Source organism: Rhizobacter sp. LjRoot28 (genome assembly GCF_964253025.1).
In the GTDB taxonomy this organism is placed as follows: Bacteria; Pseudomonadota; Gammaproteobacteria; order Burkholderiales; family Burkholderiaceae_C; genus Rhizobacter.
On record NZ_CAXUQC020000001.1, the window covers coordinates 1,992,063 to 2,018,748 of the forward strand.

25 protein-coding genes are annotated in these 26,686 nt (G+C 69.1%); 16 read left to right on the forward strand and 9 right to left on the reverse strand.

Features of this window, described 5'->3' with window-relative positions; all coding sequences use genetic code 11:
- Positions 1-28 precede the first annotated feature (28 nt).
- Entirely contained in the window at positions 29-1,951 is a 1,923-nt protein-coding gene (nosZ, locus tag ACSQ2F_RS09210) for a TAT-dependent nitrous-oxide reductase (protein ID WP_436021976.1), read from the reverse strand.
- Positions 1,952-2,168: 217 nt separating this feature from the next.
- Between nosZ and ACSQ2F_RS09215 the strand changes: the two genes are divergently transcribed.
- The 16 genes from ACSQ2F_RS09215 (at position 2,169) to ACSQ2F_RS09290 (ending at position 17,301) form a co-directional block, all read left to right on the forward strand.
- Positions 2,169-2,630, forward strand: coding sequence for a c-type cytochrome (locus tag ACSQ2F_RS09215; protein WP_436021978.1), 462 nt, complete (start codon positions 2,169-2,171; stop codon positions 2,628-2,630).
- A 7-nt stretch (positions 2,631-2,637) separates the two neighbouring features.
- Complete coding sequence (locus tag ACSQ2F_RS09220) at positions 2,638-3,660, forward strand: FAD:protein FMN transferase (RefSeq protein WP_436021980.1); 1,023 nt, start codon at positions 2,638-2,640, stop codon at positions 3,658-3,660.
- A 196-nt stretch (positions 3,661-3,856) separates the two neighbouring features.
- The gene (locus ACSQ2F_RS09225) at positions 3,857-5,434 is read left to right on the forward strand and encodes a methyl-accepting chemotaxis protein (RefSeq protein WP_436021982.1); all 1,578 of its coding nucleotides are present in this window, start codon (positions 3,857-3,859) and stop codon (positions 5,432-5,434) included.
- On the forward strand, positions 5,431-6,330 hold the full coding sequence (locus ACSQ2F_RS09230) for an acyltransferase (RefSeq protein ID WP_436021984.1): 900 nt from the start codon (positions 5,431-5,433) through the stop codon (positions 6,328-6,330). Before ACSQ2F_RS09225 ends, ACSQ2F_RS09230 begins: the two co-directional genes overlap by 4 nt.
- A gap of 88 nt (positions 6,331-6,418) precedes the next feature.
- Positions 6,419-8,485 (forward strand): ribonucleoside triphosphate reductase, encoded by a 2,067-nt coding sequence (locus ACSQ2F_RS09235; protein ID WP_436021986.1) that lies wholly within the window; start codon positions 6,419-6,421, stop codon positions 8,483-8,485.
- A gap of 5 nt (positions 8,486-8,490) precedes the next feature.
- Complete coding sequence (gene nrdD / locus ACSQ2F_RS09240) at positions 8,491-8,664, forward strand: anaerobic ribonucleoside-triphosphate reductase (protein ID WP_436021988.1); 174 nt, start codon at positions 8,491-8,493, stop codon at positions 8,662-8,664.
- Positions 8,661-9,329, forward strand: coding sequence for an anaerobic ribonucleoside-triphosphate reductase activating protein (locus tag ACSQ2F_RS09245; protein ID WP_436021990.1), 669 nt, complete (start codon positions 8,661-8,663; stop codon positions 9,327-9,329). The genes nrdD and ACSQ2F_RS09245 overlap by 4 nt, the downstream gene beginning before the upstream one ends.
- A 106-nt stretch (positions 9,330-9,435) precedes the next feature.
- The gene (locus ACSQ2F_RS09250; RefSeq protein WP_436021992.1) at positions 9,436-10,506 is read left to right on the forward strand and encodes a S1C family serine protease; all 1,071 of its coding nucleotides are present in this window, start codon (positions 9,436-9,438) and stop codon (positions 10,504-10,506) included.
- Entirely contained in the window at positions 10,503-10,817 is a 315-nt protein-coding gene (locus tag ACSQ2F_RS09255) for a high-potential iron-sulfur protein (protein ID WP_436021994.1), read from the forward strand. Before ACSQ2F_RS09250 ends, ACSQ2F_RS09255 begins: the two co-directional genes overlap by 4 nt.
- A 312-nt stretch (positions 10,818-11,129) precedes the next feature.
- Positions 11,130-11,432, forward strand: a complete 303-nt coding sequence (locus ACSQ2F_RS09260; protein ID WP_436021996.1) for a DUF2249 domain-containing protein — start codon at positions 11,130-11,132, stop codon at positions 11,430-11,432.
- Positions 11,433-11,460: 28 nt separating this feature from the next.
- Positions 11,461-13,728, forward strand: a complete 2,268-nt coding sequence (locus ACSQ2F_RS09265; RefSeq protein WP_436021998.1) for a nitric-oxide reductase large subunit — start codon at positions 11,461-11,463, stop codon at positions 13,726-13,728.
- A 21-nt stretch (positions 13,729-13,749) separates the two neighbouring features.
- Entirely contained in the window at positions 13,750-14,220 is a 471-nt protein-coding gene (locus tag ACSQ2F_RS09270) for an RrF2 family transcriptional regulator (RefSeq protein WP_436022000.1), read from the forward strand.
- On the forward strand, positions 14,217-14,555 hold the full coding sequence (locus ACSQ2F_RS09275) for a metal-sulfur cluster assembly factor (protein WP_436022002.1): 339 nt from the start codon (positions 14,217-14,219) through the stop codon (positions 14,553-14,555). The genes ACSQ2F_RS09270 and ACSQ2F_RS09275 overlap by 4 nt, the downstream gene beginning before the upstream one ends.
- Positions 14,556-14,557: 2 nt before the next feature.
- Positions 14,558-15,715 (forward strand): hypothetical protein, encoded by a 1,158-nt coding sequence (locus tag ACSQ2F_RS09280; RefSeq protein ID WP_436026781.1) that lies wholly within the window; start codon positions 14,558-14,560, stop codon positions 15,713-15,715.
- 2 nt (positions 15,716-15,717) lie between these two features.
- The gene (locus tag ACSQ2F_RS09285; RefSeq protein WP_436022004.1) at positions 15,718-16,911 is read left to right on the forward strand and encodes an NnrS family protein; all 1,194 of its coding nucleotides are present in this window, start codon (positions 15,718-15,720) and stop codon (positions 16,909-16,911) included.
- Between the two features lie 3 nt (positions 16,912-16,914).
- Positions 16,915-17,301 (forward strand): SirB2 family protein, encoded by a 387-nt coding sequence (locus ACSQ2F_RS09290; RefSeq protein WP_436022006.1) that lies wholly within the window; start codon positions 16,915-16,917, stop codon positions 17,299-17,301.
- Positions 17,302-17,336: 35 nt separating this feature from the next.
- Here the strand turns inward: ACSQ2F_RS09290 and ACSQ2F_RS09295 are convergent, their stop codons facing one another.
- From ACSQ2F_RS09295 to ACSQ2F_RS09330, 8 genes are all read right to left on the reverse strand, one after another.
- Positions 17,337-17,705: a putative zinc-binding protein gene (locus ACSQ2F_RS09295; protein ID WP_436022008.1), complete on the reverse strand. Its 369-nt coding sequence runs from the start codon at positions 17,703-17,705 to the stop codon at positions 17,337-17,339.
- 41 nt (positions 17,706-17,746) lie between these two features.
- On the reverse strand, positions 17,747-18,421 hold the full coding sequence (locus ACSQ2F_RS09300) for a hypothetical protein (RefSeq protein WP_436022010.1): 675 nt from the start codon (positions 18,419-18,421) through the stop codon (positions 17,747-17,749).
- Positions 18,422-18,530: 109 nt separating this feature from the next.
- A complete protein-coding gene (gene ubiT, locus ACSQ2F_RS09305) occupies positions 18,531-18,965 on the reverse strand; it encodes a ubiquinone anaerobic biosynthesis accessory factor UbiT (protein WP_436022012.1) in 435 nt (144 codons plus the stop codon).
- Entirely contained in the window at positions 18,962-19,879 is a 918-nt protein-coding gene (locus ACSQ2F_RS09310) for a U32 family peptidase (RefSeq protein WP_436022014.1), read from the reverse strand. The genes ubiT and ACSQ2F_RS09310 overlap by 4 nt, the downstream gene beginning before the upstream one ends.
- Positions 19,870-20,883, reverse strand: a complete 1,014-nt coding sequence (gene ubiU / locus ACSQ2F_RS09315) for a ubiquinone anaerobic biosynthesis protein UbiU (RefSeq protein ID WP_436022016.1) — start codon at positions 20,881-20,883, stop codon at positions 19,870-19,872. Before ubiU ends, ACSQ2F_RS09310 begins: the two co-directional genes overlap by 10 nt.
- A 102-nt stretch (positions 20,884-20,985) precedes the next feature.
- Positions 20,986-22,194, reverse strand: coding sequence for an NnrS family protein (locus ACSQ2F_RS09320; protein ID WP_436022018.1), 1,209 nt, complete (start codon positions 22,192-22,194; stop codon positions 20,986-20,988).
- 40 nt (positions 22,195-22,234) lie between these two features.
- A complete protein-coding gene (locus ACSQ2F_RS09325) occupies positions 22,235-23,428 on the reverse strand; it encodes an NAD(P)H-dependent flavin oxidoreductase (protein WP_436022020.1) in 1,194 nt (397 codons plus the stop codon).
- Positions 23,429-23,639: 211 nt separating this feature from the next.
- The gene (locus tag ACSQ2F_RS09330) at positions 23,640-26,549 is read right to left on the reverse strand and encodes an adenosylcobalamin-dependent ribonucleoside-diphosphate reductase (RefSeq protein ID WP_436022022.1); all 2,910 of its coding nucleotides are present in this window, start codon (positions 26,547-26,549) and stop codon (positions 23,640-23,642) included.
- Positions 26,550-26,686 lie beyond the last annotated feature (137 nt).

The following is a 26,686-nucleotide window of genomic DNA, read 5'->3' on the forward strand; positions in this document are numbered from 1 at the left end:
GTTGCTTCGCTGGGAAACGGAGAGGAGGTCAGGCCTCCACGATCATGCGGCTGCGCATCTCGAGGTGCAGCGCATGGCAGAAGTGGGTGCAGTAGGCCCAGAACACCCCCGGGGTGTCGGCGATGAAGGTCACCGACGCCGTCTCCTGCGGGTTGACGATGAAGTTCACGTTGTACTTCGGGATCGCGAAGCCGTGCGTGAGGTCTTCCACCTTGTCGAGGTTGGTGAGGATGAGGGTGACTTCGTCGCCCTTCTTCACCTTGAACTCGCGCAGGCTGAAGGCCGGCGCCTGCGAGGTGATCTTCACCGTCACCTTGCGACCGTTGCGAACGACGCCCGACTCCTTCGGGTCCTTCACGGCGAGCGGGAAGTCATCCAGCGCGTAGACGGGCTTCGGGCTCAGCAGTTCGCGCTTGAAGATGATGAAGTCGTGCGGCTCGCCACGCACAGGGTGGTCAGCCAGCAGGACCATCTTCTCGCCGGAGATGTCGATCAGCTGCTCGTTCTCCGGGTGCAGCGGGCCGACCGGCAGGAAGCGGTCCTTGGAGAACTTGCAACCCACGGCAAGGAACTTGCCGTCGGCGGCGATGGTTTCGGACTGCGAGGCGTTGACGTGGCCCGGCTGGTACTGCACGTCCAGGCGGTCGACCACGTACTTGGCCGCCTTGTCGCCCTTCTGGAACTTGATCGCGGCCTCGATGTTCCACTTCACCACCTGGCTGTCGAGGAACAGCGTGGTGTAGGCGTTGCCGCGTCCGTCGAAGGCGGTGTGCAGCGGGCCCAGGCCCACTTCCACTTCGGCAACGATCGACTCGTCGAGCTTGGCCAGCTTGCCGTCGAACCAGTCGAGCACGCGCGACAGTTCGATGACCGTGACCGTGGGCGAGAGCTTGCCGGCGCAGATGAAGTACTTCTGGTCCGGGCTCGCGTTCACGCCGTGCGGGTTCTTCGGCACCGACACGTAGGCGGTCAGCGCGGTCTTCGGGTCCTTGTTGGACTCGAGCGTGCCGTCGACGACCGGCACCTTCGAGTTGCCGATGGTCTTGAACTTGCCGGCCTTGACCGCTTCCTCGATGCGGGCCACGTTGAAGAACAGGCAGGCATCGCGCTCGGCGGACATCATGTCCTCGTAGCGGGCGCCGCGCTCGGTGTTGTACTGGTTCGTTGCGGCCAGCTTGCCGTCATACGAGGTGGCGGTCAGGTCGCAGTTGCCGTCGATCATCACCTGCCAGCGGACTTCCATCGTCTCGGCGTCCACGCAGGTGAACAGCGAGCGATAGGTGGTGGCGTCTTCAGTGCCGGTATTCGGCAGCGGGATGGCGAACTCGGCGCCACAGAACACGCGGGTGGTGTAGTTGATCTTCGGATCGACCGGGTCACGCTTGTCGGGGAAGATGCCGTGGAAGCCCTGCACGTTGGGCAGCTCGGTGATCTTGTCGCACACGAAGTAGTCGAGACGGATGCGGGCGATGCGGCTGTTGATCTTGTCGTTGATCCAGGCGTAGCGACCGTCGTAGTTGCCGTCCTTGTAGGAGGCGTGCGTGTGGTGGCTGTCGCCCACGGTGTAGCGCAGGTCGCCGTTGGGCTTCGTGCCCATGACCTTCTTCGATTCGTTCGTCACGCCCCAGCCCACGAGGGCGTCCGGCACGAAGCAGGGAATGCGATGGATCTCGCGGCCGGACGGCAGTCCGAGCACGCGCATGTCGCCGGTGTGCCCGCCGCTCCAGAGACCGTAGTACGTGTCGAGCTCACCCGGCTTCAGGTGGACGGCGTTGGCAGCGGAATGGCCCGGGGCCTGCGATGCGGCCGAAGCGGCCGTGGCGGCCGTTGCACCGGACTTGTCCGTGCAGGCGGCCACGCCCGCGAGACCGACCACTGCTGCGGTATTGAGAAACCTGCGACGTCCGAGTCCGCCCTCGAGAGTGAGGTGGGAAGTGGGGTCCTGCTTCATGGGAGTCCTTGAGATGCGATCTGCCTGGATGTAGGCGGGGTTGAGAGATGTTGGCTCGGTGCGAATGTTCGTCGCCCTCCCCGTTCGGCCGTCTGATCCAGCGCAAGCCACCAACAAAAAGAGTCAAACTCATGCACCTTCTGCGAAGTGGGAAACGCGGCAAACGCTGCCCCACTCCATAGAATGGCCGCATCCCTCAAACCAAGGAGCTCCACCAATGATGAAGACCCGCCTGATCGCCTGGGCCGCAGCCGCCCTGTTCCTGAGCGCCTGCAGCAAGCAGGAACCCGCAGCGCCGGCCCCGGCCGAAACGGCACCTCCTGCCGCCACCGTCCCCGCCGAGCCGGCACCGGCCGCGTCCCCCGCTGCCGACGCGGCTCCCGCTGGCGCCTCCGCCGCTGCGGCCGCGGGCGGCACCGACACGGCTGCCGTCGGCAAGTCGGTGTACGGCAAGGCCTGCTCGCTGTGCCATGCCGCAGGCGTGGCCGGTGCCCCGAAGCCCGGCGACAAGGCCGAGTGGGGCCCGCGCATCGCCCAGGGCAAGGACACGCTCTACAAGCATGCGATCGAAGGCTTCACCGGCAGCAAGGGCGTGATGCCACCCAAGGGCGGCAGCAGCGCGCTGAGCGATGACGACGTCAAGGCCGCCGTCGACTACATGGTGGGCCAGTCGAGCTGATCGAACCATGAACCTCCCCGTCTCCACCGATCTTCAACGCCGGCGCATCGTCGCCGGTCTGCCGCTGCTGGCGACGGGGTTGTTCCTGCAACCCGCATTCGCATCGGCGCAGGTGCAGCAGGCATCGCGTGACCTCATGGGAACGCGGGTCACGCTCACCGTGCATGGGCGCAGCGCCGATGCCGCCCAGGAAGCCATGACGGCAGCCTGGGCCGAGATGACCCGCCTCGCCGATGCCATGAGCCGCTATCGCACCGGCAACACGGTGCATGCACTGCAACTCGCGGCCGGCGTGCAGCCGGTCGTGGTGCCGCCCGAGATGCTGCGCACGCTGCAGGCGGCGCGCGATCTCTCCGAACGCAGCGCCGGCGCCTTCGACATCACGGTCGGCGCCTATGCCGGCTGGGCCTTCGATCCCGCCCAGCCCCGAATTCCCGACGCCGCCGAACTCGCTCGCGAGCAGGCCCTGGTCAACTACCGTGACCTGCAGCTCGACCCTGCCCAGGGTCGCGCCTTCCTGCGTCGCCGCGGCATGCGCATCGACCTGGGCGGCGTCGCCAAGCTGCCCATCCTGCACGCCGGCCTGCTGGCATTGCAGCGCCAGGGCATCGAAGGCGCCATGGTGAACGGTGGCGGCGACGTGCTGACCACCGGCCACCTCGAGGGCCGTCCGTGGCGCGTGGGCCTGCGCGACCCGCGCGCACCCGAGCGCGTGCTGGGCACCCTCTCGCTGAACGACGGCATCGTCGCCTCGTCCGGCGACTACGAACGCTGCTTCGTGCAGGCGGGCCGTCGCTATCACCACATCCTGGACCCCCGCACGGGTCTTCCGACGCAGGGCCCGCGCGGGGTCACGCTGGTGTCGCGACGCGTCGACGACATCAACGGCCTGGGTGCCACCATCATGGCTGCGGGCAGCGACGCCGGGCGCCGGTTGCTGGCGCCGATGCAGGGTGTCGACGCCCTCATCGTCGGCCGCGATGCCGGCCTGTGGACGTCGCCGGGCATGGCGGCGCGACTGCGCGCCTGAGCCCTGGGTGCAGCGTCAGGGCGTGCACGGCGTCACGCCGACGGCCGGAGCGATTTGACGCCGCGCAAATCGCTGTCCCGGTCGCACTGTCACGCTACGGGCTCGCTGGCGGTTCACCCCTGGTGTCATCCACACCGGCCGCCCTTGGGCACGTGACCTCACCCACGTGCCGTCCCTTCGAGCCCCCTCCACTGTCATGAATGCTCTTGCCAACCTTCGCCTGGGGCCCCGCCTCGGACTCGGATTCGGCCTCCTCCTTCTCATGCTGGCGGCCATCGTGGCCCTGGCCATCGGCGGCTTCCACCGCGTCGGCGACGCCGCCGACAAGATCGTCCACGTCGACTGGGCGAAGGCAAAAGCCGCCGCGTCGATGAATGCACTGATGCGCGAGAACGCGCGACGCACGATGGAGTTCTTCTTCGTGCAGGACCCTGCCCAACAGGCGGCTGTCCGCCAGCACATCGACCGCAACAAGCAGCAGATCACGGCCGACCTGGCCACCCTCGACCGCCTGGTCTACACCCCGGAGGGCCGCCGCCTGCTCGGCGACATCGCCCGCACCCGCAGCGCCTACGTGACCTCCTTCACGCAGGTGGACCGCCTGCTCGCCGCCGGTCAGCGCGACGAAGCCACCCGGCTGTTGATGAACGAGACCCTGCCGGCCATCGGCGTGCTCCAGGGCCATGTGACCGCCATGAGCGAGCTGCAGGACCGCCTGGTCGATGCGCGCGGTGTCGAGATCGCCGGCCGGATCGGCACCACCCGCACCGTGATGCTGGCCGTCGGCGCTGGCACGTTCGCGCTTGGCGTCGTGCTCGCGTGGCTGCTGGCGCGCTCCATCATCCGGCCCATCGGTCGCGCCGTGCTGGTGGCCGAAGCAGTCGCCGCCGGCGACCTGAGCAGCCGCATCGACGTCCAGGGTCGCGACGAGACGGCTCGCCTGCTCACCGCCCTGCGCACGATGAACGACAGCCTGGCCGCCACGGTCGATCGCGTGCGGCAAAGCTCGGACTCCATTGCCACCGCATCGAGCCAGATCGCCAGCGGCAACGCCGACCTGAGCCAGCGCACCGAGTCGCAGGCGAGCAACCTGCAACAGACGGCCGCCTCGATGGAGGAGCTGACCGGCACCGTGCGCTCGAACGCCGAAACCGCGCAGCAGGCCTGCGCCCTCGCCGACTCGGCACGCGACGCGGCCACCGCCGGCGGCGACGTGGTCCGCCAAGTCACCGAAACCATGTCCGAGATCACCACCTGCAGCGCCCGGGTGACCGACATCATCGGCGTGATCGACGGCATCGCCTTCCAGACCAACATCCTGGCACTCAACGCCGCGGTCGAAGCCGCCCGCGCCGGGGAGCACGGCCGTGGCTTTGCCGTGGTCGCGAGTGAGGTGCGCCACCTGGCGCAGCGCAGCGCCGTGGCAGCCAAGGAGGTCAAGACGCTCATCGAGGACAGCCTCAGGCGGGTGGACGCCGGCAGCCGCCTGGCGGGCCACGCCGGGGTCGCCATGGAGCAGATCGTCAGCCAGGTGCAACATGTGGCGTCGCTGATCAACGTGATCAGCACCGCCACGAAGGAGCAGAATCTCGGCATTGACCAGGTAGGCTGTGCGGTTCATCAGCTCGACCAGGTCACGCAGCAGAACGCGGCCCTCGTGGAGGAAAGCGCCGCTGCCGCGGAAAGCCTCAGCCAGCAAGCGGTTCACCTGGTCGAGGCGGTGAGCATCTTCAAGACCTCGCGGAGCGCCGTGCGCGCATTCGCCCACCCATGATCCATACCCTGCGAACCACACTCCTCGGCAGCCTGACCTGCCTGCTCCTGGCGGTGAACACCCTCTTCTGGTGTTCCCTGCTCTTCATGCTGGCCCTTCCCAAATGGGTGCTCCCCAAGGCTTGGGGCCGCAAGCGCATCGACCCCGTCCTGAACGGCATCGCCACCCGCTGGATCGCCTGGAACAGCCGCTGGATCGGGCTGATCCAGCGAGCCCCCTGGGACGTCGAGGGGGTCGAGAACCTGCGCTATGCCGGCTGGTATCTCGTGAACTGCAACCACCAGTCGTGGGTCGACATCTTCGTCTTGCAGCGCGTGCTGAACCGCCGCATCCCGATGCTGAAGTTCTTTCTGAAGCAGCAGCTGATCTACGTGCCCGTGATCGGCCTGGCCTGGTGGGCACTCGACTTTCCCTTCATGAAGCGCCACTCCCGCGCCGCGCTGCGCAAGCGCCCCGAGCTTCGCCTCGAAGACCGGGAGACCACGCGCCGCGCCTGCGAGAAGTTCCGCGCCGTGCCGACGAGCGTGATGAACTTCGCCGAGGGCACGCGCATCACGCCCGAGAAGCACCAGGCCTCGAGCTCGCCCTATCGGCACCTGCTCAAGCCCAAGGCCGGGGCCATGGCCATGGCGCTCAATGCCATGGGCACGAAGTTCGAGTCGCTGATCGACGTGACCATCGTCTACCCCGACGGCGTACCGTCCTTCTGGGAATTCGCGAGCGGCCAGGCGGGCCGCATCGTGGTGCGGGTCCGGCAGGTGCCCATCCCGCCGGAGTTCGTGACCAGCGACTACACCGCCGACTCGGCCTTCCGCTCCGCCTTCCACCGCTGGCTGTCGAGCATGTGGAAGGACAAGGACGAGCAGATCGACCAGATCCAGGCGACACACCGGTAATCCCACTGGGTTTGCGATGCCGCAAACCCACATTTAGTGTTCGCCGGCTAGGCTACACACCACATCTAGTGTTGTCAGCCCAGCCACCATGAGCACGCCCCTCTATCCGACCGAACTTCCCCGCCACGTCCTGAAGCGAGACGGCCGCCGCGTCGGTTTCGACCCCGGCAAGATCGAGCGCGCCCTGCGTCAGGCATGTGCGGCCACCGGGGAATGCAGCCCCGAGGACATCGAGCGGCTGTGCACCACCGTGCTGGCTCAGCTGTCCGGCGTCGACAGGCCGGACGTCGAGCAGATCCAGGACACCGTGGAACGGGTGCTCCTCGGCGCCGACCGTCCGCGCACCGCCCGTGCCTACATCGTGTACCGCGAGCAGCACGCGCGCCTGCGCCAGGACCACAAGACGCTGGTGGACGTGGAATCGTCCATCAACGAGTACCTGGACCGCAACGACTGGCGGGTCAATGCCAACGCGAACCAGGGCTACTCGCTCGGCGGCCTGATCCTGAACGTGGCCGGCAAGGTCACGGCAAACTACTGGCTGTCCCATGTCTATGCCCCGGAGATCGGTGCCGCGCACCGCAACGGGGACATCCACATCCATGATCTCGACATGCTCAGCGGCTACTGTGCGGGCTGGTCGCTGCGCACCCTGCTGCACGAGGGGTTGAACGGGGTGCCGGGCAAGGTGGAGTCGGGGCCGCCCAGGCACATGTCCTCCGCCGTGGGGCAGATCGTCAACTTCCTCGGCACGCTGCAGAACGAATGGGCGGGTGCCCAGGCCTTCTCGTCGTTCGACACCTACATGGCGCCCTTCGTCCGCAAGGACGGCATGCAGTACGAGCAGGTGCGCCAGTGCATGCAGGAGCTGATCTACAACCTCAACGTGCCTTCGCGCTGGGGCACGCAGACGCCCTTCACCAACCTCACCTTCGACTGGACCTGCCCCGCCGATCTGGCCGAGCAGGTTCCGGTGGTGGGCGGCGAGACCATGCCCTTCATGTACGGCGAGCTGCAGGCCGAGATGGACATGATCAACCGCGCCTACATCCAGGTGATGATGGCCGGCGATGCCAAGGGCCGGGTCTTCACCTTCCCCATCCCGACCTACAACATCACGCGCGACTTCCCGTGGGAGTCCGAGAACGCCGAGGCGCTCTTCGAAATGACCGCGCGCTACGGCCTGCCCTACTTCCAGAACTTCGTGAATTCGGACCTGGAACCGAACATGGTGCGGTCGATGTGCTGCCGCCTGCAGCTCGACCTGCGCGAACTCCTGAAGCGCGGCAACGGGCTCTTCGGCAGCGCCGAGCAGACCGGCAGCGTGGGGGTAGTCACCGTCAACTGCGCACGGCTCGGCCACCTGCACCGCGGTGACGAGCCGGGGCTGCTGCGCGCGCTCGACCGGCTGCTCGAACTGGGCAAGTCGAGCCTCGAGGTCAAGCGCCAGCTCATCCAGCAGTTGATGGACCAGGGGCTCTTTCCCTACACGCGCCGCTACCTGGGCACACTGCGCAACCACTTCTCCACGCTGGGGGTGAACGGCATCAACGAGATGGTCCGCAACTTCACGGGCGATGCCGAGGACATTACCACCGAGGCAGGCCACGCGCTGGCGATCCGGTTGCTCGATCACGTGCGCACGCGCATCGTCGACTTCCAGGAAGAGACCGGGCATCTCTACAACCTGGAGGCCACGCCGGCCGAGGGCACCACCTACCGCTTCGCCCGCGAGGATCGCAAGCGCTGGCCGGGCATCCTGCAGGCCGGCACCACCGAGCAGCCGTACTACACGAACTCGTCGCAGCTGCCGGTCGGCTTCACGGACGACCCGTTCGAGGCCCTGAGCCGCCAGGAGGCGCTGCAGTCGAAGTACACCGGCGGCACGGTGCTGCACCTCTACATGGGCGAGCGGCTCTCCAGCGGAGCGGCCTGCCGCGAGCTGGTGCGGCGTTCGCTCACGCGGTTTCGCCTGCCCTACATCACCATCACGCCGACCTTCTCCATCTGCCCGACCCACGGCTACCTCGCGGGCGAACACCCGTTCTGCCCCAAGTGCGACGAGGAGCGGCTGGAACACAAGCGCCGTGCCGCGCGGCTTGCCGAGTTACCCGCTTCCGTTTCCCTTCCCCAACCGACCCAGGAGAACCTGTGATGACGATGAGCACCCCGCAAGAAACCCTCACCCTGCGCGACGACGAGCGCCAGCCCTGTGAGGTCTGGACCCGCGTGATGGGCTACCACCGCCCGGTGGCCAGCTTCAACATCGGCAAGAAGGGCGAGCATGCCGAGCGCTGCTTCTTCGCCGAGCCGGCGCGAGCGCAGGCAGCGTGAGCGACGAGCTGCGCGTCGCGGGCCTCACCCCGCTGACCACCATCGACTTTCCCGGCCGCCTGGCCGCGGTGGTGTTCCTGCAGGGCTGTCCGTGGCGGTGCAGCTACTGCCACAACCCGGCGCTGATCCCGCCGACGGCTCCCACGCCCTGGTCGTGGGAGCAGGTGATCGCGTTCCTTGGCACGCGCCAGGGCCTGCTCGACGGCGTGGTGTTCTCCGGCGGTGAGCCCACCCTTCAGGCGGCCCTGCCGGACGCCATCGACGCGGTGCGCGCAATGGGCTTCCAGGTGGGCCTGCACACCGCCGGCATGTACCCGGAGCGCGTGGCCGCGATCCTGCCGCGGCTCGACTGGATCGGCCTCGACGTCAAGGCACCTGACCACCGCCACCACGGCATCGTGGGCGTACAGGGCGCGGGGCCCCGGGTCCATGCCACGCTCGAACATGTGCTGGCGAGCGGGGTGGCGCACGAGTGCCGGACGACCTGGCATCCCTCGCTCTATGGCGCCGACGAACTGCTCGCGCTCGGCCAGGCGCTGGCCGAGGCCGGTGTCACGCACTGGGCCGTCCAGCCCGCGCGCCTCGACGGTCAACCGGAGGCCAGGGTGCCGCCCTCGCTGGTGCACGAGATGTCCGCCCGGTTCGATCGCTTCTGCGTGCGATGACCGGGCATGCGGTGGCGGGCCCAGGCCCGTCCGCTAACATGATCCAACGCAAGCTCGGCCCTGCGCTCGACGGGGAAACTTGCCGGACCGTCGCCTGCCCCCGCACATGCCCCTTGCCCCAGCCTCCGCCCTCGTCCCCGCATCTGCCCGAACACGGGCTCGCGCCAGCCGGGTGTGCTCGCTGCGCGGCGTGCTTGCCGCCGGCGCCCTCCTCGCCACGGTCGCGCTGACCGGCTGCGGCACCGTCGTTCCGTCGACACGCCTGCCGGCGACCTTCTCCCACACGCTGAACCGAGCCGTCCACGGGGTCGTGGGCGTGTACGGCACCGAGGTGTCGACCACCCAGGCCGGCGAAGCGACGCTCACCGAGGGCACGGTCGGTGCCGGCTTCTTCATCGACGACGCCGGGACCATCGTGACCGCCGCCCATGTCACCTCGCAAGCCGCACGCATCATCGTTCGGCTGTCGGACCAGCGCATCTTCGAGGCCCAGCGCATCGCCGAGGATCGCGAACTCGACATCGCCATCATCCGCATCGAGGCGCCGGACGTTCGGCCGCCACCGCTGGGCCGCGCATCGTCCTTGAGGGCGGGCGACTGGGTCCTGGCCGTGGGCGAGCCCTATGGCCTGCGCCGCTCCGTGGTGGCCGGCATCGTGAGCGGTGGCCCCCGTCACTTCAGTGAAGACCTGGAGGGCCTCTTCATCCAGACGAACATTGCGCTCAACCCCGGCAACTCCGGCGGCCCGCTGCTCGACCTGTCGGGGGCCGTCGTCGGGATGAACGTGCGCACCGTCGTCGGGGTGCAGGGCGGCGGTGGCGTCAGCCTGTCGATTCCCATCGAGGTCGTCCAGCAGATCGCCCGCGAGAACCAGTCGGATGCGCTCGACCGCCCGCGCCTGGGCGCCCGCTTCGAGGATGTGTCGCCCCCTGCCGCTGCCGCCGCGGGTCGCAAGACCACCACCGGTGCGGTGGTGCGCGAGGTGACCGCCGACAGCCTCGCGCTGCGCGCCGGATTCGAGGAAGGCGACATCCTCGTCGGCATGAACGACCGCCCCATCACGGACAGCGGCGACCTGGCGCGCCAGCTCTTCGCATGGCGCCATGCGTCGGGCACGCGGTTCGTGGTGTTCCGCCGAGGGCACTTCCAGTCTGTCGTGATCCCGGAGACGCCATGACCAGCCGACGCACCTTCCTGCTCACGACCCTCGGCTGTGCGGGCACGGCGGCCGCAGCGCCGCCCGCGAGGAAGCCCGCCCCACCGCGTCCGCTTCGCGAGGATGACCGGCATGCCGTCGCTGTCGGCTACGTCGAGGACGCCGCGCGGGTCGACCGCAAGCGCTACCCGAAGTTCACGCCCGACCAGGACTGCGCCCGCTGCGACCTGTACAAGGCGCCGATCGACGCCCCCTGGGGCCCCTGCACCGTGTTCCCCGGCCAGTTGGTGGCAGGTCGCGGTTGGTGCGACGTGTTCGTCACCCGGCGCTGAACGGGCCCGGGTTCCGCTTCTTCGCCTGACTCGCCGCCGCCGTCGACGGGCGAGCCCATGGCCGCCCGCTCGGGCGGCGTCCTTGCAGGGCAATGCCGCCGAGCCCACGTCGCCACCACGTCGCGGATTGCGGTGCTGACACGCGAAGCACCCCGCTTGTCCTTCGCCGAGCGACTCGGCGGCGGCAATCATGCCCGTGCGAGTGCAGGGTCTTTGTCATGCGGGTTTGACCGGGGTCAAGGCGCCGTTCGAGCCGGGTTCCCAGAATAGGTGCATTCGCAATACACCTTTCCCACCGACCCGGAGCAACCCATGGTGACTCTCGCTTCTTCCCTCGACATTCGCACGATCCCGCCTCGCGAGCGACATCCGCTGATCTTCTCGACCTTCGACCAACTGGCGGTGGGCCATGCCATGGAACTGGTCAACGACCACGATCCGCGTCCCCTGCACTACCAATTCCACGACCGCCTGCCGGGCCAGTTCAGCTGGACCCCGATCGAGACCGGTCCTGAAGTCTGGCGCGTGCGCATCGAACGGACCCAACCGGGCATCCAGGCCGCACGCAGCAGTGGTTCGTGCTGTGGCGGTGGCTGCGGCGGCGGCGGCGTCTGAGTCAACTTCCCTTCAATAGGAACCGGTCATGAACTCACATCAAAGGCTGTGGCGCTGGCTCGGCCTCATCTTCGTGCTGTCCTTCGGGGCGCTCGGCTTCATCGGGTACCAGATCCACCTGGCCGCCCCGCCGATCGCCAAGGTCGTCACCACCGAGGGCGAAGTCCTCTATACCGCTGAAGACATCCAGCGCGGCCAGCAGGTCTGGCTGTCCGCCGGCGGCCAGCAGTTCGGCAGCGTCTGGGGCCACGGCAGCTACGTCGCTCCCGACTGGTCGGCCGACTGGCTGCACCGCGAAGCCACCACCCTGCTCGCCCTGCGCACCGAACAGCACCGCAGCGCCACGACCACGCTGACCGCCGCCGACCGCGGCGCGCTGGAAGCGGGCCTGCGCGACGAGATGCGTCGCAACACCTGGGACGAAGCCAGCAACACCGTCACGGTGACGCCGGACCGCGCCAAGGCGATCCGCGCCGTGGCCAGCCACTACGAAAGCCTGTACGGCACCGACCCGAAGATGGCCGAGCTGCGCGAGCAGTACGCCATGGCGACCGGTGTGCTGCCGGATGCCGCTGACCGCAAGTCGCTCACGGCGTTCTTCTTCTGGTCGGCCTGGGCCGCGGTCACCGACCGTCCTGGAGAGACCAACCTCTCGTACACGAGCAACTGGCCGCACGAGCCGCTGGTCGGCAACACCCTCACCGGTTCGGCCGCCATGTGGACGATGGTCAGCATCGTGCTCCTGATCGCCGCCATCGCGGCGATGCTGTGGTTCCATGGCGCCCAGCGCCATGACGAGCCCGCTGTTCCGCCCGCCGCCGACCCGCTGCGCGGCGCAGTCGCCACGCCCTCGATGAAGGCCACGCGCAAGTACTTCTTCATCGTCATCGCCCTGATGCTGCTGCAGATCGGCATGGGCATCATCACCGCCCACTACGCCGTCGAAGGCGACGCGATGTTCGGCATTCCGATGACCGAAGTGCTGCCGTACGTCGTCAGCCGCACCATCCACACGCAGATCGGCATCTTCTGGATCGCCACCGCCTGGCTCGCCACGGGCCTGTACATCGCACCGTTGCTGTCCGGCCGTGAGCCCAAGGGCCAGAAGGTTCTCGTCGACCTGCTGTTCTACGCACTCGTCGCGATCGTCCTCGGCTCCACCGCCACCGGCTGGCTCGGCACGCTGCAACGCGGCGGCACCGACTTCAGCTTCTGGATCGGCAACCAGGGCCTCGAGTTCACCAGCATGGGCCGCTTCTGGCAGATCCTGCTGTTCGTGGGCCTGCTGTTCTGGGTGTTCCTCCTCGGCCGTGCCCTGTGGCCCGCGCTCAAGACCAAGTCGGAGACCCGTGGTCTGATCGCCATGGTGTTCCTGTCGGCCACCTGCATCGGCGGCTTCTACGCCACCTCGCTGGTCTGGGGCAAGACGACGCACTACTCGATGGTCGAGTACTGGCGCTGGTGGCTCGTCCACCTCTGGGTGGAAGGCTTCTTCGAGGTGTTCGCCACCGCCGTGATCGCGCTGATCTTCACCAGGCTGGGCCTCGTTCGCTCGGAGAGCGCCAACCGCGCCATCGTGGCCGAGACCATCGTCTTCCTGTTCGGCGGCATCCTGGGTACGCTGCACCACCTGTACTTCACCGGCACGCCGACCTCGGTCATCGCCGTCGGTGCCGTGTTCTCCGCGCTCGAAGTGGTGCCGCTCACCCTGATCGGCCTGGAAGCCCTGCAGACCTATCGCCGGTCCAAGGAAACCCCGTGGCTCGCCACCTACAAGTGGCCGGTGCTCTGCTTCGTGGCCGTGGGCTTCTGGAACACCGTCGGTGCCGGCGTGCTCGGCTTCGCGATCAACCCGCCTGCCTCGCTGTACTACGTGCAAGGCCTGAACATGACGGCTGCTCACGGTCACGCTGCCCTCTTCGGGGTGTACGGCATGCTCGGCATCGGCCTGATGCTCTTCTGCCTGCGGGGCCTGTACGACCGCAGCCAGCACGCTGACAACTTGCTCAAGCCGGCCTACTGGAGCCTGAACATCGGCCTCGGCATGATGGTGTTCATGTCACTGCTGCCCGCCGGCATCTACCAGGCCTGGGCCAGCGTCTCCAAGGGCCTGTGGTACGCCCGTTCGCCCGAGTTCGTGCACTCGGCGGTGATGGAAGCCTTCGTCTGGGCCCGCGTGCCGGGTGACGTGGTGTTCGCCATCGGCAGCGTGTTCCTCGCGCTGTACGCGCTGCGTCTGCTGCGCCGGCCGACCGCCGGCGTGCCGGTCGAAGCCACGGCAGCTGCCGCTGCCTGACTGCAGGTATAGAGTCCGATCATGAAACTCACGAGCTTCACGGACTACAGCCTGCGGGTGCTGATCTTCCTCGCGGCGCGGCCGGAACGGCGCGCCACGATCGCCGAGATCGCAACGGCCTTCGAGGTGTCTGAACACCACCTCACGAAGGTCGTCCACTTCCTCGGCAAGGAAGGTTGGCTGGCCACGGTGCGTGGCAAGGGCGGCGGCATCGGCCTCGCCTGCCTGCCCGACGCGATCTGCGTCGGGCAGGTGATCCGCCGCACCGAGGGCGCGGTCGTCGCGGCCCAGTGCTTCGACGATGGCACCAGCCATTGCGTGATCGCCCCGGTGTGCCGCCTGCGCGGCGTGCTCGCCGAGGCGATCTCCGCGTTCTACAAGGTCCTCGACAACTACACCCTGGCCGACCTCGTCACCAACCGTGACCAGCTGGTCCAGGCCCTCTTCTTCGAATCGCCGGCTTCCATCGCGGCACGCAAGGCCGCCCCATGAGCGCCGGCATTACCCCCTTTCCCTACGAAGGCCCTGAAGACCTTCGTGAACCCATCGTCCAGGCGCTGCGGCGCGTGGTCGACCCCGAAGTCGCGATGAGCATCGTCGACGTCGGCCTGATCTACGGCGTGACGGTCTCCGCCGAGCGGGCGCATGTCTGCATCACCATGACCTCGGCCGCCTGCCCGGTGGCCGACCTGATCATCGACGAGGCCGAGGCCGAGCTCGACAAGGTCATCCCGCCCGGCCTGCTGATCCAGGTGGAGCTCGTGTGGGAGCCGCCCTGGACGCCTGAGCGCATGAGCGAACAGGGCAAGCGCCTGATGGGCTGGTGAGCATGCACCCCGACCGTCGGCCCCCGGAACGCGCGCGCCGCGCCGAGCCGTCCGCCCTCAAACGGCTCATTCGCTTCTCGTTCCTGGCCGTGGTGGCCTTGCTGGTGGTCAGCGGCGTGGCCGGTGGCCTCGCCAGGGCGGGCATCGTGCTGGGTCGACCGGATGCCAGCTGGCTGGCCGCCGCGACCCTCTCCCATGCCGCGCTGATGATCTGCGGCTTCCTCGGCACCGTCATCGGCATCGAGCGTGCCGTTGCAGTGCACCGGCCGGATGCCTTCGTGGCCCCCGTCGCCTGTGCGGTGGGCGCCATACTGCTGCTGGCGGGCGCGCCCTGGGCGGGCGCCTGGCTGCTGCTGGCCGGGTCCGTGGCCTTCGCCGCGGTCAACGTTCTTGTCGTTCACCGGCAGCGGGCAGCCCACACCGTTCTGCTGCTCGTCGGGGCGGTGGCCTGGTGCATCGGCAACGTGCTGTACGTCGCCAACTGCGGACCGGCAGCCGTGCTGCCGTGGTGGTTTGCCTTTCTCATCCTCACCATCGCGGCCGAGCGGCTGGAGATGACCCGGCTCATGCCGCGCCGGCCGGCCGCCGCGCCGGCCCTCTACGCGATCCTCGGTCTGCTGCTGGGCGCGGCCGCGCTGTCCTCGGCGCCCGGCACCTTCGGCGGCGTGCTGTATGGCGTGGCGCTCACCATGCTGGCCATCTGGCTGGTGGTCTTCGACATCGCCCGCCGCACCGTGCGCACCCAGGGGCTCAGCCGCTACATGGCGGTCTGCCTGCTGAGCGGCTACGTGTGGCTTGGGCTCGGCGGTGTCGCATGGGTGGGCACGGCGCTCGGCTGCCCCGAGCGGGATGCCGCCCTGCACGCCATCGGGCTCGGCTTCATCGTGAGCATGATGATGGCCCACGTCCCGGTCATCCTGCCCGCCGTCGCCGGCATCCGGCTGCGCTACGGCGCCTTCTTCTACCTTCCCCTCGTGCTGCTTCACCTGAGCCTGCTGGCGCGTCTGGCGGCCGGCACGATCCACCCGGGCCTGCGCCCCATGGGCATCGCAGCCAATGCCGTGGCGCTGGCCTTGTTCGGCGCCACTGTCGCCGCTGCCGCGCTGGCGCACCGGCGCAGCGCGGGCTCGACTTCACACGTTTCGCCTTCGGAGACTTGATCATGGCCCAGCTCATCCGCATCCAGGAGCCGCGCCCCCCCGCCGGCAGCCAGCACTTCGCGCTGTTCGACCTTGGCTTTCGTCCGTTCTACCTCGTCGCCAGCGCCTTCGCCGCGCTCTCGATCGCCTTGTGGGCGCTGCAGTTCACAGGCCTGATGGCCGGTGCGTACCTGCAGGGACCGATGTGGCACGCGCACGAGATGCTGTTCGGTTTCACCCAGGCGGTGATCGTCGGTTTCCTCTTCACGGCGGGCAAGAACTGGTCGGGACGGCCGACACCCACCGGAACACCGCTCGCCCTGCTCGTCTCCCTGTGGATTGCCGGGCGCATCCTGGTGCTGACGCCCTTCGCCTGGGCGGCGGCCGCCGTGAACGTCGCCTTTCCCGTGGTTTCGGCCGTGGCACTCGCCGTTCCCTTCATCGCGGCCCGCAACAAGCGGAACTACTTCTTCATCGCACTGTTGGCCCTGATGGGGATCGCCGCGCTCGGCATGCACCTCGCGCACCTCGGTGTGCTCTCGCTGCCCGGCTGGGTCGGCATCCAGATCGCCCTCGACGTGGTGCTCTTCATCATGGCGGTGATGGGTGGGCGGGTGATTCCGATGTTCACCAACAACGGCGTCCCCGGTGCAGGCGCCATTCGCCAGCCCCTCGTGGAGAAGGTGGCGCTCGGTTCCGCGCTGGCGCTGCTCGCCGCCGATGTGCTGCAGCTGCGCGGCATGCCCCTGGCCCTGCTGCTCGCGGTCTGCGCGCTGGCGCACGGCACGCGCCTCGTCCTGTGGCGCCCCTGGACCACGCTGCGCACGCCGCTCGTGTGGGTGCTGCACCTCGCCTACGCCTGGATCGTCCTGTACTTCGTGCTGCGCGGTGCGGCCGAGCTGGGTTGGGGCACCTCGTCCGCCGCCACCCATGCGCTGACCGTGGGCGGCATCGGCGGCCTGGTGATCGGCATGATGACGCGGACGGCCCGCGGCCACACCGGCCGGCTCCTGCGGGCCAGCCACAGCGAAGTGGTGTGCTACGGCCTCGTGGCCGCAGCCGCCGTCGTGCGCGTGGCCGTGCCCCTGGCCGCTCCGGCATGGCTGCTCGAGGCCATCATCGGCTCGGCCGCGCTGTGGTCAGCCGCCTTCGCCCTCTACACCGTATCCTACTGGCCCATTCTTTCCCGCCCGCGCGTCGATGGACTGCCGGGCTGACTCATGGACTATTTCACCCTCAAGCTGATTCACCAGACGGCCGTCGCGCTGTCCTTCTGTGGCTTCGTGGCACGGGGCGCGGGCTCCCTGGCCGGAGCGGCGTGGGTGCGCGGCCGCGCAGCGCGCAGCGTGCCCCACCTCGTGGACTCGGTGCTGCTCCTGTCCGCACTGACGCTGGCCTTCACGCTGCGCCTCGACCCGGTCAACGCGCCCTGGCTGCTCGCCAAGCTGACAGCGCTGATGGTGTACATCGGCTTGGGCATCGTGGCGCTGCGCCAGTCGTTCCCGCTGCGCACACGCGCCACTGCCTGGGTCGCGGCACTCCTGACGTTCGGCTACATGGTGTCGGTCGCCATCACGAAGAGCCCGGCCGGCGTCTTCGCCAGCTGAGAGCGGCAACGAGATTCGTCGCCGGGTCAGCCCGGTCAGACAGGGTCAGAGGCCGGCGGCCGCGAGAGCCGCTCGTTCAGTTCGCCGTACACGCGGTCCGCCTCTGCCGGGTCGAAGTCGGTGTGGTACTTCTTCGAGACCCCGGATTCGGCCAGCAGCACGTGGTCGGTCGGGGTCACGCCGCGTTCGGCGAGGCAACTGCGCGCACAAGCCAGGATGCAGCCATCGATGGCGATGATCCGCCGCCCGGCGGCCGCGGCTTCCTGCGCGCGGCGCACCAGGCTGCGCACGTTGCCACCGACGCCGGCGATGCAGGACATCTCGGCGTGCTTGTCCCGGTCCAGCCGGACGGCCAGGTGGTTGGCCAGCTGCGCGGCGCTGGAGCAGCCGGAGCAGGAGTACACGAGTGGGAGGGTGTTCCCGGCGTGCGCCATGGGCGGGCGGTTCAAGCGTCGCGTCGATCGGCAACGGGCAGCATCTGCGATCGGGGGACGAGCCATGCGCGTCGCCGCTCGACGGGCCGCAGCAGGAACACGCCGGGCTCGCGGGCCAGGTCGATCAGCAGGTGGCGAACCCGCGCCTGCCAGCGCTCGCCGAGCTCCGCAAGCAGGGCCGGGTCCGTCTCGCCGCGACTGCAGCGCTTGATGAGGCCGTTGAGCAACGGGTCCGCCGGCAGGATCTGCAGGTCGGCCGCGACGTCGACGGCGGCACCGGCGTCCACGCGGGTGAAGCGAAAGCTGAGCGGGAGGTCCGGCGTGTAGCGCTGGAGCCAGGCCCGGGAGAAGCGTCCGCCCAGCCCCTTGAACCCGCCCGGCCCCGCGGCACCGGTGAGCATCTGGATGACACAGGCGGCCACGCCGGTGCTCCCGTCCGCCTCGTTGTCGCGGAACTCGACGGTGATACCGCCCCGTTCCGGAAGTGAATCCGGGTACAGGTGCTCGAGCGCAAGCCAGGTCAGCCAATAGGCTCCGGCCACCGTGGGGCAGGAGTGCCCGGCCAGGCGCACCGCGTCGCCATAGCCATACTCGAGGATGCCGTCCTCGGCAGCCCCGAGGGCCAGGGCGAGGGGGTCGCGCACGCGCAGGCGCGGCACGTCGTCGTAGTAGTCAGGCAGTTTCATGGCCCGCCCATTTCCGCATTCTTCGACCAACAGGGGTTTGACGCGCCGCAAACACCCGAGCACCGGCGCCCGTGCGGCCCGGAGTCGGGACATACCGCACGCCAGGGCATCAGTGCCGCTGCGGCGCGTGCCAGAGCGGCCCGATGGCATCGAGGGTGTTCTTCAGGATGAGGCCGAACTCGGTGTCCCCTTCCATCACCATCATGCGCTCGAAGAAAAGCCGGTCGGCATCGTCCTCGCCACGCAACAGCCGCAGGAACACCGGCGCGCTCGCAGCAATGCGCAGCGCGACCGGTTCACCTGTGGCAGCCAGGCCGAAGCCGTGGGCGCCCAGGCGCAGCCGCAGCACGAGCCCGAGGTCCGAGACGTCGATCTGCACCGTCCGGTTCGAGAGCGCCTCCGCGGCGTCCGCCGGCAGCTTGGGGCGCAGGAACCGGTTCAACAGGGCGGCGAGTGCCAGGCCGGGCGGCTGCATCGGCAGGCGTTGCAACACCGGGCGAACGCGGGCAGCGATGTCACCCCACATGGGCAGGGCGGGCATCATGCGCGCGACCAGGCCATGCCGGCCTGTCCATGCGCGAACCCGTCCACCGGACCGCCTGGCAGTGAAAGACCCTGCAACATGCGCAAGGCGGCGTCCAGGTCACCGCCGTGGTTCAGCACGTCGTCATAGGCCGCCACCACCTGGCCGAAGCCCCGCGATGACGGCGACAGGCGCACGCGCGAGACGCCCGCGCGACGCAAGGCCTCGCCCTCGCCGATCAGGCACTGCTGGGCCGCCGACTGCGTCTGGATGCCGTTGAGCACAAGGAACGGGGCGCCATCCGAGGTGCTGAGCAGGAGCCCGTCCGGGTCCTCGCCGCAGCGGAAGGCGCACTGGTCTTTCGTCAGGCGATGGTGGCGTGCGGTAAAACAGCGGGCCGAGAAGGCCAGCGGCATGCGCCCCTGGGCGAAGACCTCGGTCGGCACCGTCGGCTCGCCAGCGTGGATACGCGCCACTTCGTCGAGCCCCAGTTCGACCGGTGCCACCCAGCGCATGCCGCCGTGGCGGATGTACTCGGTGAGGCCAGGCCGGCTGTAGACGTTGAGATGCGGCCCGATGACGAAGGGCGCGCCCGTCTCGGTCAGCACCGACACGGCCGACAGGTCGCCCGCCTCCACCAGCAGTTCGCCCTCCTCGACCAGACGGCGCAGCGTCCGCACGTCGGCGGCCGACTCCACCAGCACCTGAGTGCCGAGCACCACTTCCTTGCCGGTGGCCGCCAGGTCCTTCGCGAGGGCAAGCCAATCGCTCGTCTTCAGTTCGTGCCGGCGCGAGCACACCACCTCGCCGAGCACAAGCGTGTCGGCCACGCTGTCGGCCATCTCGGCGTAGAAGTCCATCAGCGTCTGCCGGTTCCAGTGGTAGAGCACCGGACCGATCGTGATTGCAAAGCGGTCGTTGTCGTTCATTGCCATGGCCGTTCGTAGGCCCCCAGGGTGTGTTGCTGTCCTTCGGCCAGGTGACCCAGCGCCGCGGTCCAGCTCGGCTCGACGCGGAAGCGGTCTGGTGCGGCGGCGGCGGCGTCGATGGCCTGGCGCCACACGCGCGTCACCTGCTCGACATAGGCGGGGCTGCGCTGACGGCCCTCGATCTTGATGGCGCGAACGCCCATGCGCATCAGGTCCGGGAGGATGGCGAGGGTGTTGAGGCTGGTGGGCTCCTCGATGGCGTAGTCGGTGCTGCCCTCCACCTCGAAGCGACCCTTGCACAGCGTCGGGTAGCCCCGCGGTTCATCGGGTTCGTAGCGGTCGATCAACCAGCCGTTCAGGCGTGCTTCCACCGCGCCGTCGCGGTCCTGCCAGCGCACGGCGGACGGCGGTGAACAGACGCCGGCGTTGTTGGGTGACTGGCCGGTGGCGAAGGACGACAGCGCGCAGCGCCCCTCGACCATCACGCACAGGCTGCCGAAGCCGAACACCTCGATCTCCACACCGGTCTGGCGCAGCACCTGGCCCACCTGGGACAGGGTCAGCACGCGCGGGAGAACGGCTCGCTGGATGCCGTAGTGGCGCTGGTAGAAGTCGATCGCCTCGGCCGTGGTGGCCGACGCCTGGACGGACAGGTGCAACCGCAGCTGCGGATGCCGCTCACGGGCGTAGGCCATCATGGCAATGTCGGCGACGATCAAAGCATCCACGTCGGCGGCAGCCGCGGAGTCCACGGCGGCATGCCAGGCTTGCGGGTTGTTGGCGCGTGCGTAGGTATTGAGGGCGAGCAGCACCTTGCGGCCACGGGCCCGCGCGTAGGCGACGCCTTCGCGCAGCGACCCGTCGTCGAAGTTGAGCCCGGCGAAGTTGCGGGCGTTGGTGGCGTTGCGCAGGCCGAGGTAGACGGCGTCGGCGCCAGCGTCCACGGCCAGCTTGAGGGCCCGCAGGGAACCTGCAGGGCAAACCAGTTCAGGGGGGGAGATGGAGGCCATCGCCGATGATTCGCCGGACCGCCCTTTTTCCGCCTTGCGGTGAGTCAAGCATTGGCGGAACTGCGGGCCCGGTGCGGCCTCGCGTCCTCCAACACACCGGCTTCAGCCCGGGCGACCGTCCGGCCGCGGCGTGCCGTACCACTGTAGGTAGCGGCCGGCCCAACCCAGCACGGCCACTCCCCAGGCCGCCGCGGCCCAGGGTGCGATCGCCGGCTGCAGGCCCACCCACAGTGCGCTCACCAGCCGCAGCAGCGCCGCCACCTGCAGCACGAGGAAGAGCCGCCACAGCCAGTTGTCCGCTGCCACCACGCGCCCGCCGTGGCCCGCCGACACCCGCCCCACCATGGCGAACATCACACTGCCGACGAAGCCCGCGCCCAGCGCGTGCAGCGGGGCCAGTCCGAGGCCCGACCCGCCCAGCGCCTGGGCGGCATGGGCGGCGGCCGACAGGGCCAAGGCCAGTGCCAGCCAGGCGAATCCGATGTGCAGCATGGCCAGCAGGCGGATTGACCAGCGCCCGGTGATGAGCCACCGTCCGACGATGGCTCCGAGCAGCACGGTGCCAACCCCCTCGATGGCAACAGCGGCCCACAGCAAGGGCCGCGGCAACGGCAGGCCAGCCGCCTGGGCGGCAGCGAGCGCCGCCTCGAGGGTGGTGACACTGACCAGCACGATGAGCCCCGGTTTGCCGGCCCACGGCGCTTCACCGGGAAGGCCGGCGCCGCCGAAGGCCGGGATCATGCGATGCAGGGCCACAACGAAGACCTGGGCGACGCTGCCCCAGAGCAGACAGTGCACCAGCGGGCGCAGCAAGTTGAACCGCCCGGACCCGACCGCCCCCGCCGCCAGGGCGAGGCCCAGCGCGCCGGCTGCACACCCGGCGCAGAGCAGCGCGGGATGAAGGCGGTCCGGCCGCCCGCTGCGCCGCACCAGGGCGCCGAAGCGCAGCGTGGCCAGTCCCCAGCCAGCCGCCACGGCGGCGAGGCCGAAGCCGGCCAGTCTCGCGTCCAGATGCGCGCCTGCGACGAAGGCCCCCCACCCGGTGACCTGCATCACGACGGGCGCGAGCAGCACCTGTGCGGTCGGGCCGTCGAGTCCCAGCCAGCGGGGTCCGGCCGTGAACAGAAATCCGGAGATGAAGAGCGGCGCGCTGGCGAAGCCCATCAGCAGCGCATGAGAAAGGCTCGGCGGCACGGCCCATGGCACCGACAGCCCCGACGAGGCGGCCAGCAGGACGCCGGCCCACCAGGCGCCCGCCAGTCCCAGCCACAACGCACCGCCGGCGAAGCCGAGCCGGTGCGGCGCGGCCATCAGCCAGCGAGGGTGCCAGCGAGCGCGCCGGTCGATCGCGTCAGGCGCGCACCGGGGCATCGCCGCCGAGCAGGCGAATCATCAGCTCACGCACGCTGCGGATCTGGTCGCCGAAGGGCAAGGCACCGCGTCCGGAGAAGAACAGGCCGCCCTTGAGGTCGCCATGCAGGGCCGACGCGAGCTGCTGGTCGATGCAGAATTGTCCCCATCCCACCTTGCCGTCGCGCAGCCCGCACTGGGCGAGGCAGTCGAAGGCCTTGGTGCAGCGGGCCTTCTCGTGCGCCACCGCCTGCAGGCGCGGCTCGGCCTTGAGGTAGGCCTTCAGCCACGGCGTGTTCACCGCACGCGCGGGCAGGCCGGCCACGCTGGTGAACTCGACCTTGTCCTCCTCGCGGGCCTCGGCGAGCACTTTCTTGAAACCGGGGTCCGCATCGCACTCCTCGGTCACCGCGAACGGCGTGCCGAGCTGCACGCCCGAGGCGCCCAGCGCCTGCACGCGACGGATGTCGTCGATGGAGCGGATGCCGCCCGCGGCAATGATGGGCGTGTTCTCGATGCCGGCGGCACGCAGCACCTCGCGGGTCTCGGGAATGACATGCTCGAAGTTGAAGCGCGGGTCGTGGACGTCGGCCACCTTGGCCGCCCCGAGGTGGCCGCCGGCCATCCCCGGATGTTCGATGACAACCGCATCCGGCACGCGCTTCTTGCGCTCCCACTTGCGCAGCACGAGCTGCACGCCGCGGGCATCGGAGAGGATGGGAATGAGCAGCACCTTGCGGTAGTCGGCCGCCAGGTCCGGCAGGTCGAGCGGCAGGCCGGCGCCCACCACGATGGCGTCGATGCCCGCCTCGAGGGCGCGGCCCACCTGCGCGGCGTAGTCGCTCACCGCGCGCATGACGTTCATGGCCACGAGGCCGAAGTCACCCGCCAGCTTGCGGGCCAGCACGACCTCGCGCGAGAGCGCTTCGAGGTTGGCCAGGTTGATGGCGTCCTTGGCGGCCTGACCGAAACCGAGGCCGCGTGTGCGCTCCATCAGGTCGGGGTGGCTGCGACGAAGGTCCACCGAGCTCAACGTGCCGACACCGCCCTGGGCCGCCACGCTGCCCGCCAGCCGGTGCCCCGACACGCCGATGCCCATGCCGCCCTGGACGATGGGCAGCAGCGTGCGGTCGGAAAGCCGCAGCGGCGACAACCCGCTCGTGGCCAGCAGGTCCTTCAGGTCGAATGGAATCAAGAGAATCTCCTAGGTGGGCCAGCGTCGGAAGAAGCCTGCGCCCGGGTGCAACCGGGCTCACTCTAGACGTCGCAGCCGGAGTTGTCTCTGATCCACGTCAAGGTCTCTTGCCGGCCGAATGCGTTGTCTGGCCGCGATGGCAAGGCAACGCAATAGCGACGCAGGCCCGCGCCGTCCAGCCCGCTGGAACGGCGCAGGCGGTGAGCACGACTCACCCGCAGCTGCCGATGTGCCCGCAAGACGTGCAGAAGTCGCAGCCGTCCTTGTGGATGACGGTGTCGTTGCCGCACTCGGGGCAGCGCTGGCCGGCCATCGGTGCGGTGGACACGGCCACCACCGGTTCGCCGCGGCGCTCCGGCCCTTGCAGGATGCCCATCTCGCGCAGCGGGTAGCCCTGCTCGTCGAGCACGCCCAGCATGGCGTAGCGGTGGATGATGAGCCGCGCGACGTACGCGACCGTCGACGGCCAGATCTGCTGGCGTTGCTGCCCGGCCGGCAGGCCCGGCACGAAGGCCATGAAGTGGCCGAGGGGCTCGGCGTAGTTGAGCAGCTTGCGCAGCTTCATGCCGATCCAGGCCGGGTCGAGCACCCGCATGTCGAGCGACAGCAGGCGGGCGAGGCCGTCCATCGCGCGCGGATAGTTGCCCGACAGGCCCACGGTGCAGGGCCGCGTGATGGTGCCGCCCTGCCCGTCCGGCAACATCACTTCCTTGAGGGTCAAGGTGAATGATTCGTCGCTCGCCGGGTTGTGCACGTCTGCCGACCAGGCCAGGGTTCCGTTGGGCCCGGTCTTGGGCTCGTCGCGGCTGAACATGGCGTCGATCACCGGTGTGGTCTGGCCCGCCGCGTCGTCGGACCACAGGCCCAGCCGTTCGCAGCGCCAGCGAATCACGGCCGCCGTGGCGGCCACCACGCCCGGAAAGCGGCGCGGTTCGCCGTATGGCGGGAACGGCATCTCGAAGGCACGCTCCTCCTGCACCGTGGCCAGTGCGTCGAGCTTCAGGCGCACCCAGGCGGTGTCGCGCACGCGCAGGTCCATGGAGAGGGTCTTGGCCAGGGCTCCCAGGCCGCGCGGCTGCTCGGCACCGTTCACCCACACCTCGAACGGGGCGGCGCGCTCGCCGTCCGGCAGTTCGCCGATGAAGAGGGCGAACTCGCCGAAGGGATGGCGGACCATGTAGGTCCAGGCGGGGTTGCCGGCCGGCAACGCGGGCCGGCCCGGCCAGCGCAGCGAGGCCAGCACGGGCTTGGGCATGCGGTCGAGCTCCAGCCGATGGTTGGCCGAGACGGCATGGGCGACCGGCGCGGGCGCGGGGGTGGCCGCGACCGGTTCGACGCTCAGGACCGAGCCCAGCACCGAGTTCGGGCGGTAGGTGGCCAGGCCCTTCAGGCCGGCCTTCCAGGCCTGCATGTACAGGTCCTGGAAGTCGGCGTACGGGTAGTCGGCGGGCACGTTCACCGTCTTGGAGATGGCCGTGTCGACGAAGGGCGCGACGGCGGCCACCATCTCGGCGTGCGCCTGCGCGGACATCTCCAGCGCAGTGACGAAGGCCGGCGGCAGTGGGGCGTCGTCGCCATGCAGGTGACGGAACAGCCGCCATGCGTGGTCCTCGACGGCGTACTCCTTGGTGCTGCCGTCCGGCATGCGCTTCTTGCGCGTGTAGGTCCAGGAAAACGGCGGCTCGATGCCGTTGCTCGCGTTGTCGGCGAAGGCGAGGCTGATGGTGCCGGTGGGGGCGATGGACAGCAGGTGCGAGTTGCGCAGGCCCTCGGTGCGGATGCGCTCCTTCAGCCGGGCGGGCAGACGAGAGGCGAAGGTGTTGCGGCGCAGGTAGAGGTCGGCGTTGAAGAGCGGGAAGGCGCCACGTTCTGCCGCCAGGTCAACCGAGGCCTCGTACGCGGTGTCACGCATGAGTTCGGCGATGTCGCGCGCCGCCGCGCGGGCCGGCGCCGTGTCGTAGCGCAGGTTGAGCATGGCGAGCGCGTCACCGAGGCCGGTGAAGCCCAGACCCACCCGCCGCTTGTTGCTGGCTTCGGCGGCCTGCTGCTCGAGCGGCCAGAAGGTGATGTCGAGCACGTTGTCGAGCATGCGAACCGCCACCTGCACCAGGCGCGAGAAGCCGTCCTTGTCGAAGCGGGCGTTGGCGGCAAAGGGGTCGAGGACGAATCGGGTGAGGTCGATCGAGCCCAGGCAGCAGCAGCCATAGGCGGGCAGCGGCTGCTCTCCACACGGATTGGTGGCCGCGATCGTCTCGCAGTACGACAGGTTGTTGTCGATGTTGATGCGATCGAGGAACAGCACGCCGGGCTCGGCATGGTCGTACGTAGAGCGCATGATCTGCTCCCAGAGTTCACGCGCCGGCAGCGTGCGATAGACCCACTGGCCGTCCTCGCGCTGGCGAGCCCCTTCGGCGCGCTGGGCCGGGCCGGGCTCCGCGCGGTGCACCAGCTCCACCTGCCCGTCGTCCTGCACCGCCTTCATGAAGATGTCCGTCAGGCCGACCGAGATGTTGAAGTTCGTCAGGTCGCCGCGGTCCTTGGCGTGGATGAACTCCTCGATGTCCGGGTGGTCGCAGCGCAGCACACCCATCTGCGCACCGCGCCGGGCGCCCGCCGATTCCACCGTCTCGCAGGACCGGTCGAAGACCCGCATGTACGACACCGGGCCCGAGGCGCTCGACTGGGTGCTTCCCACCCAGGCGCCGCGCGGCCGGATGCGGGAGAAGTCGTAGCCCACGCCACCCCCTCGCCGCATCGTCTCCGCCGCTTCGGTCAAGGCGGTGTAGATGCCGGGGTGGCCCTCGTCGGCCTCGGCGATGGCATCCCCCACGGGCTGGACGAAGCAGTTGATCAGGGTGGCGGTAAGCGCCGTACCCGCCGCCGAGTTGATGCGACCCGCCGGCACGAAGCCGTTCGACAGCGCTTCCAGGAAGCGGCCTTCCCAGATCTCGCGCAACGCAGGCGCCTCGGCCTCGGCCAGGGCGCGGGCGACGCGGCGCCGCACATCCTCGACGCTGCGTTCGCCACCCTTGGCGTATTTCTCGAGCAGCACTTCCTGGCTGATCAGCTGAGCGGGCAAGCTGGACACCGAGGTCGATTGCGGGGACACCACCGTGGTCATCGGACGAACTCCTGATCGGGAAAAGCCGGTACGTTAGCGGCATCTCGGCGTCGGGGTCTTGCGCTGGCGCAGGGCGTTTCCGTTTCGGCCGCCCGGCCACGGGTTGACCCGCATCAACCGATTCTCCAGGGCGGCGC

Bases quoted from the DNA above. Each gene is read 5' to 3' on its own strand.
- ACSQ2F_RS09280 (WP_436026781.1), top strand. From the start codon at position 14,558: ATGCACCCCGACCGTCGGCCCCCGGAACGCGCGCGCCGCGCCGAGCCG.
- ACSQ2F_RS09310 (WP_436022014.1), bottom strand. From the start codon at position 19,879: ATGGCAATGAACGACAACGACCGCTTTGCAATCACGATCGGTCCGGTG.
- ACSQ2F_RS09265 (WP_436021998.1), top strand. From the start codon at position 11,461: ATGAACTCACATCAAAGGCTGTGGCGCTGGCTCGGCCTCATCTTCGTG.
- ACSQ2F_RS09215 (WP_436021978.1), top strand. From the start codon at position 2,169: ATGATGAAGACCCGCCTGATCGCCTGGGCCGCAGCCGCCCTGTTCCTG.
- ACSQ2F_RS09300 (WP_436022010.1), bottom strand. From the start codon at position 18,421: ATGAAACTGCCTGACTACTACGACGACGTGCCGCGCCTGCGCGTGCGC.
- ACSQ2F_RS09320 (WP_436022018.1), bottom strand. From the start codon at position 22,194: ATGGCCGCGCCGCACCGGCTCGGCTTCGCCGGCGGTGCGTTGTGGCTG.
- ACSQ2F_RS09235 (WP_436021986.1), top strand. From the start codon at position 6,419: ATGAGCACGCCCCTCTATCCGACCGAACTTCCCCGCCACGTCCTGAAG.
- ACSQ2F_RS09275 (WP_436022002.1), top strand. From the start codon at position 14,217: ATGAGCGCCGGCATTACCCCCTTTCCCTACGAAGGCCCTGAAGACCTT.
- ACSQ2F_RS09270 (WP_436022000.1), top strand. From the start codon at position 13,750: ATGAAACTCACGAGCTTCACGGACTACAGCCTGCGGGTGCTGATCTTC.
- ACSQ2F_RS09225 (WP_436021982.1), top strand. From the start codon at position 3,857: ATGAATGCTCTTGCCAACCTTCGCCTGGGGCCCCGCCTCGGACTCGGA.
- ACSQ2F_RS09230 (WP_436021984.1), top strand. From the start codon at position 5,431: ATGATCCATACCCTGCGAACCACACTCCTCGGCAGCCTGACCTGCCTG.
- ACSQ2F_RS09220 (WP_436021980.1), top strand. From the start codon at position 2,638: ATGAACCTCCCCGTCTCCACCGATCTTCAACGCCGGCGCATCGTCGCC.
- ubiU (WP_436022016.1), bottom strand. From the start codon at position 20,883: ATGGCCTCCATCTCCCCCCCTGAACTGGTTTGCCCTGCAGGTTCCCTG.
- ACSQ2F_RS09255 (WP_436021994.1), top strand. From the start codon at position 10,503: ATGACCAGCCGACGCACCTTCCTGCTCACGACCCTCGGCTGTGCGGGC.
- ACSQ2F_RS09250 (WP_436021992.1), top strand. From the start codon at position 9,436: ATGCCCCTTGCCCCAGCCTCCGCCCTCGTCCCCGCATCTGCCCGAACA.
- ACSQ2F_RS09285 (WP_436022004.1), top strand. From the start codon at position 15,718: ATGGCCCAGCTCATCCGCATCCAGGAGCCGCGCCCCCCCGCCGGCAGC.
- ACSQ2F_RS09330 (WP_436022022.1), bottom strand. From the start codon at position 26,549: ATGACCACGGTGGTGTCCCCGCAATCGACCTCGGTGTCCAGCTTGCCC.
- ACSQ2F_RS09290 (WP_436022006.1), top strand. From the start codon at position 16,915: ATGGACTATTTCACCCTCAAGCTGATTCACCAGACGGCCGTCGCGCTG.
- ACSQ2F_RS09260 (WP_436021996.1), top strand. From the start codon at position 11,130: ATGGTGACTCTCGCTTCTTCCCTCGACATTCGCACGATCCCGCCTCGC.
- nrdD (WP_436021988.1), top strand. From the start codon at position 8,491: ATGAGCACCCCGCAAGAAACCCTCACCCTGCGCGACGACGAGCGCCAG.
- ubiT (WP_436022012.1), bottom strand. From the start codon at position 18,965: ATGATGCCCGCCCTGCCCATGTGGGGTGACATCGCTGCCCGCGTTCGC.
- nosZ (WP_436021976.1), bottom strand. From the start codon at position 1,951: ATGAAGCAGGACCCCACTTCCCACCTCACTCTCGAGGGCGGACTCGGA.